This is a genomic window from Mycolicibacterium bacteremicum, from assembly GCF_002086115.1.
GTDB classification, from domain to species: Bacteria; Actinomycetota; Actinomycetes; order Mycobacteriales; family Mycobacteriaceae; genus Mycobacterium; species Mycobacterium bacteremicum.
Genome location: NZ_MVHJ01000002.1, coordinates 347,940 through 368,746, shown reverse-complemented (window position 1 = coordinate 368,746; position 20,807 = coordinate 347,940). Strand labels below are relative to the sequence as shown.

The 20,807-nt window shown below is 68.6% G+C and carries 21 protein-coding genes; 5 read left to right on the top strand and 16 right to left on the bottom strand.

Going from position 1 to position 20,807, the window contains the following annotated elements:
* From BST17_RS04130 to cynS, 3 genes are all read right to left on the bottom strand, one after another.
* Positions 1-528: DUF222 domain-containing protein (locus BST17_RS04130; RefSeq protein WP_133053508.1), on the bottom strand; the 528-nt coding region annotated here is incomplete at its 3' end.
* A gap of 99 nt (positions 529-627) precedes the next feature.
* A complete protein-coding gene (locus BST17_RS04125) occupies positions 628-1,479 on the bottom strand; it encodes a formate/nitrite transporter family protein (RefSeq protein WP_083055640.1) in 852 nt (283 codons plus the stop codon).
* 8 nt (positions 1,480-1,487) lie between these two features.
* Positions 1,488-1,934, bottom strand: a complete 447-nt coding sequence (gene cynS, locus BST17_RS04120) for a cyanase (protein WP_083055639.1) — start codon at positions 1,932-1,934, stop codon at positions 1,488-1,490.
* Positions 1,935-2,171: 237 nt separating this feature from the next.
* On the opposite strand from cynS, the gene BST17_RS04115 reads away from it, so the two are divergent.
* Complete coding sequence (locus BST17_RS04115) at positions 2,172-2,912, top strand: helix-turn-helix domain-containing protein (RefSeq protein WP_165762210.1); 741 nt, start codon at positions 2,172-2,174, stop codon at positions 2,910-2,912.
* A gap of 4 nt (positions 2,913-2,916) precedes the next feature.
* Here BST17_RS04115 and glmS read toward each other — a convergent pair whose 3' ends face one another.
* A complete protein-coding gene (gene glmS, locus BST17_RS04110) occupies positions 2,917-4,785 on the bottom strand; it encodes a glutamine--fructose-6-phosphate transaminase (isomerizing) (RefSeq protein ID WP_083055637.1) in 1,869 nt (622 codons plus the stop codon).
* A gap of 64 nt (positions 4,786-4,849) precedes the next feature.
* On the opposite strand from glmS, the gene BST17_RS04105 reads away from it, so the two are divergent.
* The 4 genes from BST17_RS04105 (at position 4,850) to BST17_RS04090 (ending at position 9,098) form a co-directional block, all read left to right on the top strand.
* Positions 4,850-5,692 carry a dienelactone hydrolase family protein gene (locus tag BST17_RS04105; RefSeq protein ID WP_083055636.1) on the top strand — a complete coding sequence of 281 codons (843 nt, stop codon included), beginning with the start codon at positions 4,850-4,852 and terminating at the stop codon, positions 5,690-5,692.
* Positions 5,693-5,740: 48 nt separating this feature from the next.
* Complete coding sequence (locus BST17_RS04100) at positions 5,741-6,787, top strand: LLM class F420-dependent oxidoreductase (protein WP_083055635.1); 1,047 nt, start codon at positions 5,741-5,743, stop codon at positions 6,785-6,787.
* A 207-nt stretch (positions 6,788-6,994) separates the two neighbouring features.
* Positions 6,995-8,347, top strand: coding sequence for a DEAD/DEAH box helicase (locus BST17_RS04095; protein ID WP_083055634.1), 1,353 nt, complete (start codon positions 6,995-6,997; stop codon positions 8,345-8,347).
* Positions 8,348-8,408: 61 nt separating this feature from the next.
* The gene (locus tag BST17_RS04090; RefSeq protein WP_083055633.1) at positions 8,409-9,098 is read left to right on the top strand and encodes a histidine phosphatase family protein; all 690 of its coding nucleotides are present in this window, start codon (positions 8,409-8,411) and stop codon (positions 9,096-9,098) included.
* 1 nt (position 9,099) lies between these two features.
* Here BST17_RS04090 and BST17_RS04085 read toward each other — a convergent pair whose 3' ends face one another.
* From BST17_RS04085 to BST17_RS04030, 12 genes are all read right to left on the bottom strand, one after another.
* Entirely contained in the window at positions 9,100-10,404 is a 1,305-nt protein-coding gene (locus BST17_RS04085) for a hypothetical protein (RefSeq protein ID WP_083055632.1), read from the bottom strand.
* Between the two features lie 2 nt (positions 10,405-10,406).
* Positions 10,407-10,706: a hypothetical protein gene (locus BST17_RS04080; protein ID WP_083055631.1), complete on the bottom strand. Its 300-nt coding sequence runs from the start codon at positions 10,704-10,706 to the stop codon at positions 10,407-10,409.
* A 54-nt stretch (positions 10,707-10,760) separates the two neighbouring features.
* A complete protein-coding gene (glmM, locus tag BST17_RS04075; protein ID WP_083055630.1) occupies positions 10,761-12,098 on the bottom strand; it encodes a phosphoglucosamine mutase in 1,338 nt (445 codons plus the stop codon).
* A 128-nt stretch (positions 12,099-12,226) separates the two neighbouring features.
* The gene (locus tag BST17_RS04070) at positions 12,227-12,700 is read right to left on the bottom strand and encodes a hypothetical protein (protein ID WP_109749984.1); all 474 of its coding nucleotides are present in this window, start codon (positions 12,698-12,700) and stop codon (positions 12,227-12,229) included.
* Between the two features lie 303 nt (positions 12,701-13,003).
* Entirely contained in the window at positions 13,004-13,510 is a 507-nt protein-coding gene (rpsI, locus tag BST17_RS04065; RefSeq protein WP_407937727.1) for a 30S ribosomal protein S9, read from the bottom strand.
* Between the two features lie 20 nt (positions 13,511-13,530).
* Entirely contained in the window at positions 13,531-13,974 is a 444-nt protein-coding gene (gene rplM, locus BST17_RS04060; protein ID WP_083055629.1) for a 50S ribosomal protein L13, read from the bottom strand.
* Between the two features lie 182 nt (positions 13,975-14,156).
* Positions 14,157-14,930 (bottom strand): ethanolamine ammonia-lyase subunit EutC, encoded by a 774-nt coding sequence (eutC, locus tag BST17_RS04055; RefSeq protein ID WP_234807519.1) that lies wholly within the window; start codon positions 14,928-14,930, stop codon positions 14,157-14,159.
* A gap of 8 nt (positions 14,931-14,938) precedes the next feature.
* Positions 14,939-16,348 carry an ethanolamine ammonia-lyase subunit EutB gene (locus BST17_RS04050; RefSeq protein WP_083055627.1) on the bottom strand — a complete coding sequence of 470 codons (1,410 nt, stop codon included), beginning with the start codon at positions 16,346-16,348 and terminating at the stop codon, positions 14,939-14,941.
* Positions 16,345-17,772: an ethanolamine permease gene (gene eat / locus BST17_RS04045; RefSeq protein WP_083055626.1), complete on the bottom strand. Its 1,428-nt coding sequence runs from the start codon at positions 17,770-17,772 to the stop codon at positions 16,345-16,347. Before eat ends, BST17_RS04050 begins: the two co-directional genes overlap by 4 nt.
* A 203-nt stretch (positions 17,773-17,975) precedes the next feature.
* The gene (locus BST17_RS29580) at positions 17,976-18,344 is read right to left on the bottom strand and encodes a glycerol dehydratase reactivase beta/small subunit family protein (protein ID WP_269149835.1); all 369 of its coding nucleotides are present in this window, start codon (positions 18,342-18,344) and stop codon (positions 17,976-17,978) included.
* The gene (locus tag BST17_RS04035; RefSeq protein WP_083055625.1) at positions 18,337-20,208 is read right to left on the bottom strand and encodes a diol dehydratase reactivase subunit alpha; all 1,872 of its coding nucleotides are present in this window, start codon (positions 20,206-20,208) and stop codon (positions 18,337-18,339) included. Before BST17_RS04035 ends, BST17_RS29580 begins: the two co-directional genes overlap by 8 nt.
* A 26-nt stretch (positions 20,209-20,234) precedes the next feature.
* The gene (locus BST17_RS04030) at positions 20,235-20,807 is read right to left on the bottom strand and encodes a propanediol/glycerol family dehydratase medium subunit (protein WP_083055624.1); all 573 of its coding nucleotides are present in this window, start codon (positions 20,805-20,807) and stop codon (positions 20,235-20,237) included.

The window sequence follows — 20,807 nt, the reverse complement described above, 5'->3', positions numbered from 1 at the left end:
GCCGACCGGGTCGATGCTCAGGTGGCGGCGCCGGCGTGCGTTTCGGGCGCGGCGCACCGCTTCGGGGTCGACGTCGACGATCATCCAGTCGATCAGATCGGCGATCCGTTCATCGGACAGCGGGTTCCAGGATTCGGCTTTGCCGGCGAGTTGGGTGTCGATGACGGCGATGATGTCGGGGTCGACGATCAGGGCGGTGCGGGTCAGGATGAGCCGCAGCACCCGCAGATCCACCGTGCCGGTGGCGAACACCTCGGCGACGGCGGGCAGCCGGGTGAGCAGGTCGCGGCCCTGGGTGATCAGCGTGGTGGCCCGGCCGCGGCTGATGCCCAGCTCGGCGCCCAGTTCGGCAGCGGCCAGTTCCCAGTCATCGACGATCAGATCGTCGAAAGCGTGTCCGAGCTGGGCCATCCGGGCCAGGGCGAACCGCCCGGCGGCCAGCACCTTGGCGGCCACCGCCGCGCGTTCAGCGCGCAGTTGGTCGCGCGCGGTATCGAGGTGGCTCCCCACATCTCGACTATCGAACATATGTGCGATTATGCCAGGAGGGTACGACAAGCGAGGCTCCCGACGACTCGCCATCCGCCGGCTCGCGGGCGGGCCGAACCCACCCGCGAGCCGACGGTGTCAGGCGTTGATCGGGGCCTTGTCCACCGACACCAATTCGTGCGGACGCGGCCGCATCGGCCCGGTCTTACCGTGCGTGGCGTAGATGACCAGCCCGACGAACGCCAATCCACCGACCAGATTGCCCAGCACGGTCGGGATCTCGTTCCACACCAGGTAGTCCACGATGGTGAACTCACCACCCAGCATCAACCCGGACGGGAACAGGAACATGTTGACGATCGAGTGTTCGAAGCCGAGGTAGAAGAACACCATGATCGGCATCCACATCGCAATCACCTTGCCGGGCAGACTGTCCGACATCATCGCACCCACCACGCCCATCGACACCATCCAGTTGCACATGACACCGCGCAGGAACAGGGTCAGCATGCCCGCGGCCCCGTGATCGGCGTAACCGACCGTCCGGCCGGCGCCGATCTCACCGATCGCCTGCCCGACGGCGTCCGGTGCCACGCTGAATCCGTAGGTGAAGTACACCGCCATGAAGACAGCGACCGTCAGGGCGCCGAGCAGGTTACCCAGGAACACCAGCCCCCAGTTGCGCAGCATCGGCTTGAGGCTGACGCCCGGGCGCTTGTCCAGCCAGGCCAGCGGAACGAGCGTAAAAACCGCTGTCAGCAAGTCGAATCCGAGTAGGTGCAACATGCAGAAGCCGACCGGGAACAGGACCGCGCCGAGCAGTGGCTCGCCGGTCTTCACCGAAATCGTGACCGCGAACGCGGCAGCCAGGGCGAGGATCGCGCCGGCCATGAAGGAACGGATCAGGGTGTCCCGGGTCGACATGAACACCTTCGATTCGCCCGCATCGATGATCCGGGTCGCGAGTTCGGCTGGTTTGACGTATGACATGAGTCCCCCTACCAGTGATACGGCAGGAACTTGCCGTCGATCGTCACGACAACCCGGTCACCGTCCGGGTCGGCCCGGCGCTCGAAGGTCATGTTGCAGTTGATGGCACTCATGATGCCGTCGCCGAACTCCTCGTGGATCAGCGCCTTGAACGTCGGCCCATACACGTTGATCAGTTCGACGAACCGATAGATCGTCGGGTCGGTCAACAGCTCGGGATCTGCCGTCCGGTAGGGCTGACGCTGCAGCGCGGCAACGGTTTCCGGGCTCAGACCGAGCAACTCGCCGGCGGCCACCGCCTCCTTCGCGGGCATCGGGTGGCTGCCGAGCATGGCGGCCACCGTCCACACCAGTGGGCGGTCGATGTGGTCGGCCAGCTTCTGCCAACTGATGCCGGTCTCGGTACGGCGCTGTTCGATCTCGATGCTGACGGGTGATGCCGGGTCATAGGCCATCGGCGTACTCCTTCGGGCGGACGCAGGGGTTTCCGGCGAGCGTCATCGGTCGCCACTCCCCCCATACCACCGGCAGGACCCCGCCCTGCCCATGGCAGAAGGCGAAGGGAATCGGGCATTTTGCGCATCCCGCGCCGCAACGGACGTCGTTTAACCGCACCGTAACCGGAGGCGAAACACGCCGGAAATCCCCGCTGCCTAACCTCGGCCTCACTATCGGAAGCCAGGTGGGATGTGGTGAACGAGACTGCCCTCGACGCAGGGATACTGTCAGCGGCCATCGACGTGGCCCCGACCCCCTTGTGGGTGATCGGGCCGGACGGCACGGTCGCCCTGGCCAACCAGGCTGCGCTGAGCATGCTCGGCTACCGATCCGCCGACGATGTGATCGGCGCGCCCAGCCACGACACCCTGCACGAGTGGCATCCCGACGGATCGCGCTACCCGTCGCAGACCTGCCCGATCTTGGATGGCTGCGGGTCGGCCAGCCTCAGCGCGCACGAATGGTTCATCACCCGTGCAGGCCAACCGATCCCGGTGACCTGGGCGGCCAAACCGTTGGGCACCGATGGTGCCCGGCTGCTGTCCTTCGCCGATGCGACCGAACGCCTCGCGGCCGCGGCGCACCGAGACGACGTGCATCACGACCTGGCACCGTCACGCGCCGAGCTGCGATCACAGCTGTTGGCCCACGTCCGTGCGCGGTTCAAGGACCCGGAGTTCACCGCGGCGCGCCTGGCCGCCGAATTCCACCTGTCCCTGCGCACCGTGCAGCAACTGCTGGCCGAGGACGGTCGGTCGCCGGCCACCGAGATCCGCCGTCGCCGCCTTGAACACGCGAGCAGCCTGATCGCACAGGGATTCTCGGTCACCCGCGCCGCACGCGGCAGCGGGTTCACCGAACCCGGGACCTTCAACCGCGCGTTCCGACGTCAGTTCGGCATGCCGCCGAGCGAGTGGGCCAAGCGGGTCGGCTGACCCACTATTCGACGGTGACCGACTTCGCCAGGTTGCGTGGTTTGTCGACGTCGTACCCGCGCGCCTGAGCCACCCCCGCGGCGAACACCTGCATCGGGATGGTCGACAGCAACGGCTGGAAAAGCGTTGACACCGAGGGAATCTCGATCAGGTGATCGGCGTAAGGTGCCACGGTGTCATCACCCTCCTCGGCGATGACGATGGTGACCGCACCGCGGGCCTGGATCTCGCGGATGTTGCTCAGCAGCTTCGCGTGCAGGGTCGCGGCACTCTTCGGTGACGGCATCACCACGATGACCGGCAGATCGTCCTCGATCAACGCGATCGGGCCGTGCTTGAGCTCACCGGCGGCGAACCCCTCGGCATGCATGTAGGCCAGCTCCTTGAGCTTGAGCGCGCCTTCGAGCGCCACCGGGTAGCCGACGTGGCGACCCAGGAACAGCACCGCCGAGGAGTTGGCGAACTTACGGGCGAGTTCGGTGACCGGCTCCATGCAGCCCAGTACCCGCTCGACCTGGGCGGCCATTGCCTCCAGGTCGTGATACTCGCGGGCCACCTCGTCGGCGTACTTGGTGCCGCGTGCCTGCGCGAGGGCAAGGCCAACCAGGTAATTCGCCGTCAGCTGCGCCAGGAACGTCTTGGTCGACGCCACCCCGACCTCCGGCCCGGCCCGGGTGTAGAGCACCGCGTCGGCCTCGCGCGGGATCTGGCTGCCGTTGGTGTTGCAGATGGCCAGCACCTTGGCCTTCTGCTCCTTGGCGTGCCGCACCGCCTCCAGGGTGTCGGCGGTCTCACCGGACTGCGAGATCGCGATCACCAGCGTGCTGCGATCCAGAACCGGATCGCGATACCGGAATTCGCTGGCCAGCTCCACCTCGACGGGCAGCCGGGTCCAGTGCTCGATGGCGTACTTGGCCAGTAGACCGGAGTGATACGCGGTACCGCAGGCGACGATGAACACCTTGTCGACCTCGCGCAGTTCCTGATCGGAGAGCCGCTGCTCGTCCAGCACGATGCGGCCGTCGACAAAATGGCCCAGCAGCGTCTCGGCCACCGCGGTGGGCTGCTCGGCGATCTCCTTGAGCATGAAGAACTCGTAGCCGCCCTTCTCGGCGGCACTCAGATCCCAGTCGATGTGGAAGGCCCGGGCGGCGGCGGTTTCGTCGTTGCCGGCGAAGTCGGTGACCCGGTAGCCGTCGGCGGTGATGACCACCGCCTGGTCCTGCCCGAGCTCGACGGCCTCGCGGGTGTGCTCGATGAACGCGGCGACGTCGGAGCCGATGAACATCTCACCCTCGCCCACCCCCACCACCAGCGGGGTGGAGCGGCGCGCGGCGACGATGGTGCCCGGCTCGTCGGCGAACGCGAACACCAGCGTGAAGTGCCCCTCCAGGCGGCGCAGCACCTTGAGCACGGAGGCCACGAAGTCCCCGGCGGTGTCGCCGGCGCGGTAGGCGTGCGCGACCAGGTGCACGGCGACCTCGGAATCGGTGTCGCTGGCGAACTCGACACCGACGGCTTCCAGCTCGGCGCGCAGCAGGGCGAAGTTCTCGATGATGCCGTTGTGCACCACGGCGAACTTGCCGCTGCTGTCCCGGTGCGGGTGGGCGTTGCGGTCGGTCGGCCGACCATGGGTGGCCCACCGGGTGTGCCCCATCCCGGTGGTGCCGCCGAGTGCGTCACCACCGGCCGCGCCGAGCGCGTCCTCCAGATTGGCCAGCCGACCGGCTCTGCGCTGGACGGTCAGGCCGCCCGCGCCGTCGAGCAGGGCCACGCCCGATGAGTCGTATCCGCGGTACTCCATCCGGCGCAACGCATCGACGACGATCTCGCAGGCAGGGCGCTGCCCGACGTAGCCGACGATTCCACACATAGGGTCCCAGGGTAGTGCAGTGCCGACCCAGCGCCCGCCCACGCGCGTCGACTAGGGTCTATGCGTGGCCAAGACGAAGAAACTCTTCGCTGCCCTGACCCGGCGCGGACCGCACCGTGTCCTGCGCGGAGACCTCGCTTTCGCCGGTCAGCCCGGCGTCGTCTACACCCCCGAGTCGGGGTTCAACCTGCCCGGGATCGCCTTCGGCCACGACTGGCTGACCGGCACCGACCGGTACACCGGGACGTTGGAGCACCTGGCGTCCTGGGGCATCGTCGCCGCGGCACCCAACACGGAGAAGACGTTCGCCCCGTCGGTGCTGAACCTCGCGGTGGATCTGGGCACCACGCTCGACATCATCGCCGGGGTCCGGCTGGGGCCGGGCAAGATCAGCGTCCATCCGGGCAAGCTCGGTGTGGTGGGGCACGGTTTCGGCGGATCGGCGGCGGTGTTCGCCGCGGCCGGGATGGGGTCCCGGCTCAAGGCCGCCGCAGCGCTATTCCCCGCGGTCAGCAGCCCGCCGGCCGAACAGCCCGCGGCATCGCTGCAGCTTCCTGGCCTGATCCTGCGAGCCCACTCCGATGCCAGTTCCATCCGCTCGAACGCCGACGCGCTCGGGCGGGCATGGTCCTCATCCACCCTGCGCATCGTCAGCAAGGGCGACCCCGGCGGTCTGGTCGAGGGACGGCGACTCGCCAAGGCGTTCGGCCTGCCCGGTGCCGACAAGGGCACGCAGAAGGCGGTTCGCGCGCTGCTGACCGGCTATCTGCTGTTCACGCTGACCGGGGACAAGACCTACCGCGACTTCGCCGATCCCGAGGTGACGCTGCCCAAGACGGTCGCCCTCGACCCCGAGGCCGAGCAGCCGACGCTGGAGGACAAGGTCGTCGCCCTGCTGAAGGGCTGATACCGCGCCGGTGTTACCAACCAACTGGTTGGTGATATAAACGCAGCCATGCGCACAGGCATCTTCCTCAGCTACGCCGGCGGCTTCAAAGAGGCCGCCGAGCAGGTCGTCCACCTGGAGAAGGCCGGTGCCGACATCGCGCTGGTAGCCGAGGCGTACTCCTTCGACGCCATCAGCCAGCTCGGATACCTGGCGGCCAAGACCTCGACGATCGAACTGGGCACCGGCGTCGTCCCGATCTACGTGCGGACCCCCACCCTGCTGGCGATGACCGCGGCCGGGCTGGACTACGTGTCCGACGGCCGCTTCCGGCTGGGCATCGGCACCTCCGGCCCGCAGGTCATGGAGGGCTTCCACGGGGTGCCGTTCGAGGCGCCGATGGGTCGCACCCGCGAGGTGGTCGACATCTGCCGCCAGGTGTGGCGCCGCGAGAAGGTCAACTACCAGGGCAAGCACTATCAGATCCCGCTGCCGGAAGGCCGTGGCACCGGCCTGGGCAAGCCACTACGCCTGATCAATCATCCTGTGCGCGAGAACATCCCGATCACCATCGCCGCGCTCGGGCCGAAGAATGTCGAGCTGACCGCCGAGATCGCCAACGGCTGGCAGCCGGTGTTCTTCTACCCGGAGAAGGCCGATGACGTGTGGGGGGATTCGTTGCGTGCCGGGTACGCCAAGCGCGACCCTGCACTGGGCCCGCTGGACATCATGGTCAGCGCCAGCCTGGCCATCGGCGAGGACGTCGAGGACCGGCTGGCCTGGGCCAAACCCCAACTGGCGCTCTACATCGGCGGTATGGGAGCCCGCGGCCAGAACTTCTATCACAAGCTGGCCACCCGATACGGCTTCGGCGAGGTCGCCGACCGCATCCAGGACCTGTTCCTGGCAGGCAAGAAGGAGGAGGCCATTGCCGCGGTGCCCGACGACCTGGTCCGGCACGTGTCGCTGGTCGGCCCGCGCGGGTTCGTCAAGGAGCGGTTGGCCGCCTACGCCGAGGCAGGGGTGACCACAATGCTGGTGCACCCGCTCGCGGTCGACGATGCCGAGGCGCTGCGCTACACCGAGGAACTGATCGCGCTGACCAGCGACCTGTGACGAGGGTGACGCTCGCCTCACATCCCGGGGATGACTTGGGGCCACAACGCCCCATTGGGTACGCTCTGTAACAGCGGCATCGTCTGTTCTGCCTTTTGCCGCTTCGCCAGGGCGTATCTCGTCGCCCTGCTCGATCGTCACACCGAGCGCCGCGGGACCTTCCGCGCCGGGCAGGACGACCGCACCCTATTCACTGGAGTTTTTTTCGTGCCCACCTTTGCCGACCTCGGGCTGCCCGAGGCCGTCGTCACCACGCTCGCTGCCAACGGCATCGAGTCCCCCTTTCCCATCCAGGCTGCGACGCTGCCTGACTCGCTGGCCGGCCGCGATGTGCTCGGCCGCGGCAAGACCGGATCCGGGAAGACCTACGCCTTCCTGTTGCCCGTCGTCGGTCGGCTGACCGCCAACCCGAAGTCCCGGCGTTCCGGCGCATTCCGTGCACTCATCCTGGCGCCCACCCGTGAACTCGCCACCCAGATCGACGCCTCGCTGGCACCCCTGGCCAAGGCCACCGGCCTGAAGTCGGTGACCATCTTCGGTGGCGTCGGCGCCCAGCCGCAGATCCAGAAGCTGCGCGACGGTGTCGACATCGTCATCGCCTGCCCCGGCCGCCTCGAGGACCACGTCAAGTCCGGCCATGCCGACCTGTCCGGCGTGGAGATCACCGTGCTCGACGAGGCCGACCACATGGCCGACCTCGGCTTCCTGCCTCCGGTCAAGCGGCTGCTCGACCGCACTCCGCGCGACGGCCAGCGCCTGCTGTTCTCGGCGACCCTGGACAACGGCATCGACGTGCTGGTCCAGCGTTACCTGCACGATCCCGTCGTGCACAGCGTCGACTCCGAACAGTCCCCGGTGTCGGCGATGGTGCACCATGTCCTGCACGTCGATCACGACGCCCGCTTCGAGGTGCTGGCCGACCTGGCTGCCTCGCCCGGCCGGACCATCGTGTTCGCGCGCACCAAGTACGGTGCGAAAGGCTTGGCGCGCAAGCTGAATTCGCGTGGCGTGCCGGCGGTGGAGTTGCACGGCAACCTGTCCCAGAACGCGCGCACCCGCAACCTGGGCGCGTTCTCCGACGGCGCCGCCACCGTGCTGGTGGCCACCGATATCGCGGCGCGCGGCATCCACGTCGACGACGTGAACCTCGTGGTGCACGCCGATCCGCCGGTCGAGCACAAGGCCTATCTGCACCGGTCCGGTCGGACCGCGCGCGCCGGCAGCGAGGGCACCGTGGTGACCCTGATGCTGGACAGCCAGGTGTCCGACGTGCGGGTGCTCACCCGCAAGGCCGGCGTCAAGCCGACGGTGACCAAGTTCGCCGGCGCCAGCCATCCGGTGCTGCAGGAGATCGCCCCCGGCGAGCGCACGTTCAGCGGACCGATCGTGCTGGAGACCCCGGAGGCGCCCGCACAGCGGCCGGCCGGACAGTCCAATCGGCGGCGTAAGCCGCAGCGGCACAGCGGTTCCGGTGGTTCCGGTGGCTCCGGCTCCCCCGGCGGGAATGCCAACGGCCGCCGCGGCCGCCCGCGCCGTAGCGGTGCCGCAACTTCGCGCTGACCCTTTCCACGCCACGAGCAGACTCATGTTCCCCCTAGAATCACGGTTCTAGGGGGAACACATGTCTGTTCGCGGGATCGCCGGGGCACTGCTCATCGCCAGCGCCGTGCTCACTGCACCGACGGCCGCGGCCGAACCCGATATCACCGTCACGTTGGTACGCCACGCCCAATCGGCGGGCAACGCCTCCGGTCTGATCGACACGTCGACGCCCGGACCGTCGATCACGCCGTCGGGCCGGGAGCAGGCCGACGCCGTGACGGTACTGCTGCGCGGCAAAGGCACCGTGTTCGACGGCATCTACGCATCCACCATGATCCGCACCCAGCAGACCGCCCAGCCGATGGTGGATGCCCTCGGTGAAGCGCCGACCGTACTGCCCGGACTCCGCGAGATCGAGGCCGGCGTGTACGAGGGCGAACCCGAGATCGCCGCCGGGTCCACCTATTTCCAGGCGCCCATGCAATGGCTGCGTGGCGACCGGACGGCCCGCATCCCCGGATCCGTCGACGGCAACGAGTTCGACGCCCGGTTCGACCAGGCCATGCAGACCATCTACGACAGCGGCGACCGTAATGCCGTCGCCTACTCGCACGGCGCGGCGATCATGACATGGGTGGCGATGAACGTCCGCGGTGTCGATCCCGCCGCGCTCGCATCCGACCCGCTGCGCAACACCGGATACTTTGTGCTGCGGGGCAATCCAATCGATGGTTGGACGCTGATCACCGAGAACAACGCCGCACGGTAGTTCACGGTCCCGCCTGCGGTAGCGCATCGGCGGCGATCTCGCACGGCGTGGCGGCCGGCGCGGGCGGCGGCACGGGCTCGGCCGGCGGAGGCGGGAGCGGTTCGGGCACCGGCGTGGGAACCGGCGCCGCCTCGGCGGCACCGAGCGGCACCTGCTCCCCGACGGACACGTCCTCGGACTCCTCGTCGTCGGTGACCGCGGCGTCCTCCTCCGCGTCCTGCTCGGTGTCCTCGGCAGCCTCGGTCTCGGCGTCGGTGTCGCTCTCCTCGATGTCGGCGTCGGCGTCCTCGCCGCCTTCCCCGGAATCCTCAGCAAGGACATCCTCATCCAGCGGATCACCCAGATCGACCGAGCCGTCGGACAATTCGGAAGATCGCGACCCGAACAGTCCGCTCAGCAGGTCGGTGAACGGCTGGCCCAGACCCGACAGACCGGAGAGCCCCGACACCGGGGACGGCATGCCACCCAGCCCGCCGCCGGTCATCGGCGGGGCAGCCGCCGCGAGCGGGTCCGGTACCGCCGCGGGCGGCACTGCCGGCGCGGATGCCGACGGCGCAACCGGCGGTGCGGATGCCGGCGGTGCGGTGGGCTCGGTGATGTAACCGGTCGGAACCGTCGCCGCCGGCGATCTCGGGAAAGCCTGCCCGGCAGTCGGTTGCGCAACCGCGAGGCGGCCCGGTGAATCGAACACCACCTCCGAGAACGCCGCGTCCGCCGCCGACCGGTACGCCTGACGGATCGCGTCTCCGGTGGCGCGCATCGATGCCATCCAGTCACCACCGACATCATCGGCCACGAACGGCGCCACCTGAAGGTCCACCAGTTCGCTGGCGTTCGAACGATCCCCAGCCCCGGTGCTGACCGTCCGGGAGGCCTCCAGCCACACCTCCCGCACGCCCCGTCCCTCGACCGCGACGGTGGTCTCGACCTTCGCCTCGACCAAGTACCCGAGGCGATCGGCCAACTGCTGCAATGCCGTTGCCGCACAGCGCAGTCCGTCGACGGCCGCAGCGGAGGCAGCGGCGTGCCGATGCAGGAAGTCCGCGGCGACCGCACCACCGGCCCCCTGCCACGCGGTCACCGCGGCCCGGCAGGCGTCGTCCTGCACCGACTGAGCCTCTTCGGCGGCGGCCACCGCCGCCGTCAGCGACCGGCAGTCGGCCGCCAGCGCCTCGAGGTCCATCGATTCCTCGGCGGTATAAACGGTCTGCAACGCAACAGGATCCGGGCCGTCATGCCCGAGCTGCCGGCAGGCCCGGACGTACTCCGTCAGGACCGCGACCGCCGCCACACCATCGTCGAGCATGGTCAGCCGATCCGGCGGGCGACGCGGGTGTCGATATCGGCATAGTCCGCCGCGGAAGCCCGCAGACTCGCCGCGACCTCTCGATTCGCGGCCGCCCAGGACCGCAACCGGCCGACGGTGGCCGCCACGGAGCGCTGCACCTCTGCACCGCAGTCCGTGTACTCCCGACCCGCGCCGGCCGGTCCGAAGACCAGCAGACAGCGCCCCACCGTGTCCTCGACCAACCCGGCCGCGGTGTCATAGCGGTGCGCGGCGGTCAGCAGCGCGGCGACATCCATGCGTGCCGCGTCGATGTATCCCATACCCGAATAGGACGCAGCGGCGCGCCGTTCGGTTCCACCGAACTCCCGAACAGATCAGTGGTGCCGGCTGACCGACTCGGCCACCCGCACCGCCAGTTGCCGGGCGGTGTCGGCATCGGCGGCCTCGACCATCACCCGGACGACCTGCTCGGTCCCCGAGGGCCGCAGCAGGATTCGGCCGGTGTCACCGAGCAGCGCCTCGGCCTCGGCGACCGCGCTCTGCACCGACGCGGCCTCGGCGACCGTCGCCTTGTCGGCAACCTCGACATTGATCAGCACCTGCGGCAGGGTCTGCATCGGCGCACACAGGGCCGCCAGCGTGCTGCGCGTCTGTGCCATCCGCGACATCAGTCGCAGACCGGTGACGACACCGTCGCCGGTGGTGCCGAACGTCGGCAGCACGATGTGCCCGGACTGTTCGCCGCCGAGCGAGAACTCCCCTGCCCGCAGTTCCTCCAGGACGTAGCGGTCACCGACGGCCGTGGTGCGCACCTCGATACCGGCGTTACGCATCGCGATGTGCAGCCCGAGGTTGCTCATGACGGTCGTGACCAGCGTGTTCGAGGCCAGTTCCTGGGCCTCCTGCATGGCCAGCGCGAGCATCACCATGATGGCGTCACCGTCGATCAGCCCGCCGTCGGCGTCGACGGCCAGGCAGCGGTCGGCATCACCGTCATGCGCCAGGCCCAGATCGGCTCCGTGTGCGACGACGGCCTGCTGCAGCACGTCCATGTGGGTGGAGCCGCAGCGATCGTTGATGTTGAGACCGTTGGGTTCGGCGTTCAGGGTGATGACCTCGGCGCCCGCCGCCCGGTAGGCCATCGGCGCGGCGGCGTAGGCGGCCCCGTTGGCGCAGTCGACCACCACTTTGATGCCATCGAGGCGGGTGGTGACCGCCTTCGCGGCGTGGCGCAGGTAGCGGTCCAGAGCATCCTCGGCGTCCACGACGCGGCCGATCCCCGCTCCGGTGGGCCGCTCACCGGGCCCCGAGCTGACCAACTCGGCGATGCGGTCCTCGGTGGCATCGTCGAGTTTGTGCCCGCCGGGGCCGAAGATCTTGATGCCGTTGTCGGGCATCGGATTGTGCGAGGCGGAGATCATGATGCCGAAATCGGCGTCGTATGCGCTGGTCAGGTACGCCACCGCGGGAGTCGGCAGCACGCCCACCCGCAGTGCGTCGATGCCTTCACTGGTCAGTCCGGCGATGACCGCCGCCTCCAGCATCTCGCCGCTGGCGCGTGGATCGCGGCCGACGACGGCCACCCGGCGTCCTGCTGTCGATACCGAGCCGAGCCGCCGCGCGGCCGCCGAACCCAGCGCCACCGCCAGTTCGGCGGTGAGGTCGCGATTGGCGACTCCGCGCACGCCGTCGGTGCCGAAAAGTCGAGCCATGGGGTCAAATTTCTCATATGCGGGGGCCAAAGAGCCAACTGACAAGCCCTGCGGCCAGGTTGGAATGCAATCGATACACCGCTGCCCGCGTCCCTTCGGACGCGGGCAGCAGCATTGTCGAACAGCGATCATCCGGCGGGAGCCGGCACCGGAACCGTGGTCGTGGTGGTCACCGGGGCCTCATCGGTGGAGCCCTCGGTGGCACCGTCCTCGACGGTCTCATCGGTCGGCTCGGTCGGCTCCTCGGAGAACGAGGCGCCCTCGGCCGTGCCCGGCTCCTCGGTCACGTCCTGCTCCTCGGCGCCGTTCTGTCGGAAATCGACCGCACCGAGGGTGTTGGTGCACGCGCTCTGCTGCGCACCGGCGGTGTCCACGCTCTGCGCGGTCACGGTGAGCTCGGCGACGTCGGTCTTGCAGACGTCAGCGGCGATCTGCGAGGCCGCGTCGATCGGCACATCGGTCAGCACGCCCGCGGTGCCGATCGCCAGGTCGACCCGACCGTCACCGGGCTGCGCGCCCGCAACGGCGGCGCCACCGAACAGCAGCAGGGCCCCGCCCATGGCGGCGCTCGCGGTCATACGCATCACAGTGTTGTTCTTCATTCGTCATCCTTTCAGTCAGTGGAAGCGGTCCGGTCCCCCTACGAGCTGACTGACTCGTACCGACGGCAGATTCGGTCTGCCTGGACGCGCCGACGCGCCCCCGCTCCTCCGGCTCCACCGTGCACAGCACCGCTCGCCGAGATCAAATCCGGCGGGCCGCAGACGACGGCGGATGCAGAAACTGGCAACGCCTCTGTCACCGACCTCACCAGCGCCGGTACCCATGTGAGCAAAGAACATCACAATAAAAAAGACCGCCGGGTGTGGATTGCTCCACACCCGGCGGCCGGGAAGACGAACAGATCAGCGCTTGCTGTACTGAGGCGCCTTGCGGGCCTTCTTGAGGCCGTACTTCTTGCGCTCGATGGCACGCGGGTCGCGGGTGAGGAATCCGGCCTTCTTCAGCGCCGGACGATCCTCGGGCTGCACCAGGATCAGCGCACGGGCGATCGCCAGACGCAGTGCGCCGGCCTGCCCGGACGGGCCGCCACCATCGAGGTGGGCGTAGATGTCGAAGCTCTCCACCCGATCGACGGTCACCAGCGGGGCCTTGATCAGCTGCTGGTGCACCTTGTTCGGGAAGTAGGCCTCCAGCGAGCGGCCATCCAGGTTGAACTTGCCGGTGCCGGGCACCAGGCGGACCCGGACGACGGCTTCCTTGCGGCGGCCGACGGTCTGGATGGGGCGGTCGATGTAGACCGGCTCACGGGGAGCGGCCTCGTCGACGCCTTCCACAAACGCGCCCTCTTCCACGACGGCGTCCGACTCGGTGTACTCACCGGCGGGGGTCTCGACGACCTCTTCGGTCACTTCGGTCACTTCGGCCTCGGTCACTGCGCCACCTGCTTGATCTCGAACGGAATCGGCTGCTGCGCGGCGTGCGGATGCTCGGGGCCCGCGTACACCTTCAGCTTCTTCTGCACCTGACGGCTCAGCTTGTTGTGCGGCAGCATCCCGACGATGGCGTTCTCGACGACACGGGTCGGGTGCTTCTCCAGCAGCTCGCCGATGGTGCGCTTGCGCAGGCCGCCGGGGTAACCCGAGTGGCGGTAAGCGAACTTGGTGGTGAGCTTGTCCCCACTGAGGGAGACCTTCTCGGCGTTGATGATGATGACGAAGTCACCACCGTCGACATTGGGCGTGAATGTCGGCTTGTGCTTGCCGCGCAGCAGCTTCGCTGCTTCGACGGCGAGCCGGCCGAGCACCACGTCTTGGGCGTCGATGACGTACCACGACCGCGTGGTGTCACCCGCCTTCGGCGTGTAAGTAGGCATGGTGTGCTTACCTTCTTCTCTCGGGTTGTTGTGCCGGTCAGGCGGATGCGATCAGGATTCCCGGCGACCGACGTTGACCCGGGACCCGTATGCCCCTAGGGACAGCACACGCCAGCGAGGAAGCTTACCGGGCGGCGTCGCTGCAGGTCAAAACGCCCAAATCGGGGGTGGCGATATGGCGGCTAGGAAATCGCGCGATCCGCGTCGTCCTGGCCGAGCGCCGGCCGCGATGTGTCCTTGAGTTGCACCCCGGAGCGACCCAGCGCCACCGCTCCGCCGACCAGACCCGCGGCCACCCGCGCGGCCTCGGCATAACCCAGACCGTCCGGCGGGTGGATGTTGGAGATGCAGTTGCGGTCGGCGTCGGTGCGGCCGGGCCCCGGCAGGTGGGTGAGGTAGATGCCCAGGCTGTCGGCGACGCTCAGGCCGGGCCGCTCACCGATGATGACCAGCAGCGTGCGCACCCCCTGAGCGGCGGCGATGTGATCGCCGAGGGCCACCCGGGCCTGCGTGGCGATGACCGGGCGGGCCAGGGTGTACCGGTCGGCAAGGGCGCCCACCAGTGCCGCGAGCAGGTTCGCACCGTGGTGGCTCAGCGCGGTCGGCGACAGACCGTCGGCGAGCACGAAGCCGATATCGGCCGGTTCGGCGGGGACATCGTTGCCCTCGGCCGGCAACCGGCCCAGGTCCGGACGGCGCAGGTACTCCTCGCGTGAGCCGGCCCGGCTGGTCACCAGCACCGGCTCCCCGATGCCCACGGCGCGCACCGCGCCGGCGAGGTCCTCGGTATCGAGCGGGATGTGCACCGCATCGCGGGCGGCGGCGTGCGCGGCGGCCAGTTCCAGCACCTGCCGGGTGGGCAGCGCGGTGCCGGCGCGACCCAGCCCGATCCTGGCCTGCGTGGTCTTGCGGAGATCGGCCCAGAATTCCTGGATCGCGGGATCACTACTGGTCAAGGCGCTCCTCATGGTGCCGCGGTGAGCGCACGCAACGGTGAGTGCGTCAGATCGAACGGGGTGAGCCGACCGGCGTCGTCGACCATCCCGACGCGCTTGAGCCAGGCCTCGAACTCCGGTGCCGGCCGCAGGCCGAGCGTGCGGCGCGTGGTCAGCACGTCGTGGAAGGCCAGGCTCTGGTAGCCGAGCATGACATCGTCGGCGCCGGGCACCGTGATGACGAAGGCCGCCCCCGCCGCCGCCAACAGGGTCAGCAGGGTGTCCATGTCGTTCTGGTCGGCCTCGGCGTGGTTGGTGTAGCAGACATCGACCCCCATCGGCAGGCCAAGCAGCTTGCCGCAGAAGTGATCCTCCAACCCTGCGCGGATGATCTGCTTGCCGTCATAGAGGTATTCGGGTCCGATGAACCCGACGACGGTGTTGACCAGCAGCGGATCCAGATCGCGCGCGACGGCGTAGGCACGGGTCTCCAGCGTCTGCTGATCCACCGGCTTGCCGCCCACCCCCAGGTGGGTGTGCGAGCTCAGCGCCGAGCCCTGGCCCGTCTCCAGATACATGACGTTGTCGCCGACGGTGCCACGCTGCAGGGCCATGGCCGCCTCGCGGCCCTCGCGCAGCAGCGAGATGTCGACGCCGAACGCCGAATTCGCCCCCTCGGTGCCGGCAATGGACTGGAACACCAGGTCCACCGGCGCACCGCTCTCGATCAACCCGATGGTGGTGGTGATGTGCGAGAGCACGCACGACTGCACCGGGATGTCATAGCGGGTGCGGATGGAGTCCAGCAGGTGCAGCAGGTCCGCGGTGGCCTGCGGTGAATCGGTGGCCGGGTTGATACCGATCACGGCATCACCGCACCCGAGCAGCAACCCGTCCAGGATGCCGGCGGCGATACCGCGGGGATCGTCGGTCGGGTGGTTCGGTTGCAGCCGGGTGGCCAGCGTGCCGGGCAGCCCGACGGTGGTGCGGAACGCCGCGGTGACGGTGCAGGCCGCCGCCACCGCGATCAGGTCCTGGTTGCGCATGATCTTGCTGACCGCCGCGACCATCTCCGGGGTCAGCCCCGGCGAGATCGCGGCGATCCGCGTTGCGCTGTCGTCATGCGACGACGTCTCCAGCAGCCAGTCCCGCAGGCCGCCCACCGTCAGCCCCGACACGGCGGCGAACGCCTGCCGGTCATGGCTGTCCATGATGAGCCGGGTGACCTCGTCGGTGTCGTAGTCGACGATGTCGGTGTTGAGGAAGGTCTCCAGCGGCAGGTCGGCGAGCACCCACGCGGCGGCCGCGCGTTCGGCGTCGTGTTCGGCGGCGCACCCGGCGAGCTGGTCGCCCGAGCGCAGCGGGGTGGCCTTGGCCAGCACCTCCACCAGTCCGTCGAAGGCGTAGTTCACGCCCGAGACCTGCTGCCGGTAGATCACTTGAGTTCGCTCTCCGCGGCCGCGAGCATGGCGAACTCCTCGTCCGGCGAGTTGGCCACCAGCTTGTGCCGGCTGTAGACCGCGAAATACAGCATGAATGCGGCGAACACGGCCAGGCAGATACCGGCCGCGACCGGGTCGACCAGGAAGGTCGCGATGACCGCGAACACGCCGATCACCAGGGCGAAACCGGTGGTCGCGACGCCACCCGGGGTGCGGTAGGGCCGCGGCATGTCCGGTTCGCGGCGACGCAGCACGATGTGGCTGATCATCATCAGCACATAGCTCAGCGCGGCGCCGAAGACCGCCATGTTCAGCAGCGTCGCGCCCTGCCCGGTCAGCGACAGTGCGAAGCCGATCAGGCCGGGGACGATGAGGGCGAGCGTCGGCGTCTTGCGCGAGTTGGTCACCGACAGCGCCTTGGGCAGGTAGCCCGCGCGCGAGAGCGCGAACAGCTGCCGGGAGTAGGCGTAGATGATGGAGAAGAAGCTGGCGATCAGGCCGGCCAGACCGATGTAGTTGACGACCTTGGCCGCGGTGCCGTCACCGAGCGCCTCCACCAGCGGGTTGCCCGAGCCCGACATCGCGTCGGCGCCGCCGGCACCGGTGGTCAGGATGAGCACGGCGGCGCAGGTGACCAGCAGGACACCCATGCCGGCGATGATGCCGCGGGGGACGTTGCGCTCGGGATCGGCGGTCTCCTCGGCGGCCAACGGCACACCCTCGATGGCCAGGAAGAACCAGATCGCGAACGGGAAGGCCGCCCAGATGCCGAGGTAGCCGTTGGGCAGCCAGCTCGACGCGCCGGCCGCGGTCTCGTCGACCGCCATGTTGGTCAGGTTGGCGACGTCGAAGTGGCCGATCGCGGCGATCGCGAAGACGATGAGCCCGACCAGCGCGATGGCGGTGATCACGAACATCACCTTGAGGGCCTCGCCGACGCCGGCCAGGTGGATCCCGATGAAGAGCAGGTAGGCGGCCAGGTAGACCCACCAGCCGTCGGTGATACCGAACAGCCCCAGCGATTCGACGTAGGCGCCGATGAAGGTGGCGATGGCCGCGGGTGCGATGGCGTACTCGATGAGAATGGCTGTGCCGGTGGCGAACCCGCCCCACGGGCCCATGGCGCGCCGGGCGAAGGTGTACCCGCCGCCGGCGGCCGGCAGCGCCGAGGACAGCTCGGCCATCCCCAGCACCAGCGCCAGGTACATGCCGGCGATGATGACCGCGGCGATGGCGAGGCCGCCGAAGCCGCCCTCGGCCAGACCGAAGTTCCATCCCGAGTAGTCACCGGAGATGACATAGCTGACGCCGAGTCCGGCCAGCAGCAGCCAGCCTGCGGTGCCCGATTTCAGCTGACGTTTCTGCAGATAATCTGCACTCTCCAGGTGTTCTTCGACACCGGCCACTTCAAACTCCTTCATTGACAAGGCAATTGCGGTCGATCAGCGATGATCGGGGGGACGCCGCGGGGCGTCTGGAGCATCTGCCAGCCGGGGGCTGACCGGGAAGCGTTCGACTGCCTGAAACACGTCAGCCTAAAGGTCTGATACCCAACCTTTGATAAAGCAGTATCACCGCTCGGCGGCGCGCTGTCCAGCCCAACATGGCCTTCGCGTCGCGGAAATCAGCCGTCGGTGACGGTTCGCAGCGGGAGCCCCGCCACGATGCGGGCGGCGTTGTGCCCCAGAGTCCGCAGCCGCGCGGGGCTCGATCCACCCGCGAGTTCGAAGACCGGCTGCTCGAGTTTGACGTGACAGACGCTGACCTCACCGTCGGCGTCGACACCGATGCCCACCTGCAGCGGCGACTGGGCCGCGGCGCGGATGGCCAGCGCGGTCGCCGATTGTCCGGTGACCGTCTCGACCGTGCTGGGCACGCCCTCTTCCTCGATACCGGCCAACACCTCGCGCACCACCGAGTCCGGGCCGCCCGAGAGCACCACCACCACCGGCCGCTGCGGCTGCGAACGCGCGGACCGGAAGCCCTCAGACACCACCGCTCGCCACCTTCGCGGCGTACGCGGCCACCAGACCCGAGGCCACCGCGTTACGGGGCCCCTCGGTGCCGCGGACATTGCCGGTGCCGCAGACTATCCCGTACGGGGCCAGCGCATCGGCTATCTGATCGGGGATCTCGAAGTCCAGCGCGCAACCACCGAGCAGCACCACGAAGCCGATCTGACGCAGATCACCGCCGGGTGCCACCGCGCGCAACGCGCGCAAGGCGTTGACCACGAAGATGCGTTCCTTGGCGGTGCGGCGCACCATCCGTATCCGCTCCATCGAGTGCCGGCCCGGTATCGGATTCATCCCGGCGCCGTCGAGGGTCACCACCCGCGCAAACGCCGTTGCCGGCAGCGGCTTCTCGAAGAACTGCACGGTGCCGTTCTCCAACCGCACGTGAAAGAAGCTCTCCGCCTTGCCCAGCGGGAACCGTTTGATGTCCTCGGCCAACTCCAGGTTGTCCAAACCGAGTTCGGCGTCGATCAACTTGGTGACCAGATCTCCGGCGCCGGCCAGATGCACCGCGTCGATCGAGTCGTCGGCGGCGATCACCGCCGCGTCGGTGGATCCACCGCCGAGATCGAGCACCACCAGCGGCTTGTCGGTACCCGGTGTGGTCAAGGCACCCAGTACCGCCATCTCGGCCTCCACACCGCCGACGACAACCTCGACGCGGTCGGCGCCCGCGGCGCGCAACCGCTCGGTCACCGCCGTCGCGACCGCCTGCATTCCGCTCTCTCTGGTGCGCACCATGGCCGCCAGCGCCACCGCGTTCTCCAGTGCCACCTCACCGGCCACGCCGCCCCGGACCTCCTGCGGCACAAACGTGTCGACCGCGAGCAGATCCTTGATGTGCACATCGGTCACCGCATGGTCGGACAGGTCGGCCATGCTCTGCCGAACGTTGGCGATCATGCCGCCGGTGTTGGTGCCCGACTCGCCGTTCACATCGGCCAGCGGACTGACACGTTCGACGGCGGCCATGATCTCGACCGCACCGCGCGACACGTCGACCGACGCGCTGCGGCTCTCGCCGTGCAGTTCCAGCGACCCCGCCGGGATGGTGCGATCGGCGACATCCCCGGCCGGGGTGCGCACCACGACGGCCGACCGGTTGCCGGTCAGCGCGCGGGCCACCGGAGACACCACCTTGGTCGCGGCGGCATCCAGTTCGAAGATGGTGGCCAGCCCGTAGGCGTTGGACAGCGTGCGGATCGACTGCCCCGGCCCGGCCACCTCGACGGCGGCCAGCATGCCCAACGGCACCGCGTCGATGCGCGACACCTCGTCGATCACCGGGATGGTCGTATCGAGCCGGTTGACCACCAGCACGGCATCATCATTGCCGAGAATGGCTGCAGCCACGACGATCCCGCGCCGGGTCGCGGTGTTGATCGCCGCCGCGGCCACCTCGAAGTCCACGCCTTTGGGGACGACGACGATGACCGGTTCCGCCGGGTGTTGTGCAGACAGCGCGGCTGGATCGTCCAACGACGCGTACGGCACCGTGGTGCCCACGCCCAGCCCCCGGCCACCCGGCGTACGCGGATCGTGCCCGATCATGGTCGACTCGGTGATGATGGTCTCGGTGATGGTCTCCATCGCCATCCCGCTGATCACCGGTGTGGCCTCGTTGAGCAGCACGGTGTCGAGATCGGCGATCGCCACACCGGCGGCCCGCAATGCCCGGTCGACGACCTCGGCCACCCCGTCCACGTTGCGCGGGGTGCCCTTGACGCCGGTGGTCGGCGCCAGGGCCGCCCCCAGGAAGCGCACGGCGGCATCCGAACCGATCGTCGCCGCGCTGGCCTCCGTCGTCGAGTTGCCGATGTCGACCCCGACAACATTCTTCAACGGACGTCCTTCATCGGTTGGGCCGCTCAGTTCGCCAGCGCTTGCTCGAACTGCGGAATCACCTCGACCGGCTTGGCTCCCTTGACGATCTGCTCGGTTTCCTTCAGGTGCAGCAGTGCCGCCTTGGCCTGCCAGCGCGGGCGGGCCATCTGGTCGTTCAGCGTCGGAACCGGTTCGGGTGACTCACCTTTGGCGTACTGGGCCGCGTTCGAGCCGATCTGACGGTAGGTGTCCAAGGTCATCAGCGGGCTCTGCGGGAACAGCTCCAGGCTCGACAACCGGGGCAGGTCGCGCTGGTGGATCATCGACGTGCCCCGCGAGAGCAGACCGATCGCGATACCCGATCCGGACAGCTTGGCCGCGGTGTGCGCGACGACGGCGAGATCGCTGCTGTGCCGGATCCGTACGACGCGGGCCGCCACCTCCTGCTCCTCGATACCGGCCAGGATCTGGCGGATCACATCGGCATGCGACAGACCGGTGATGGTCTGGCTGAAGAAGTCGGCGAAGGCCGGTGACACCCCGACCAGGACCTCGTCGGTGCGCTTACCGGCCTCGGCCGGCTTCTCATCGGTGAGACTCAGTGTTCTTTCCGACAT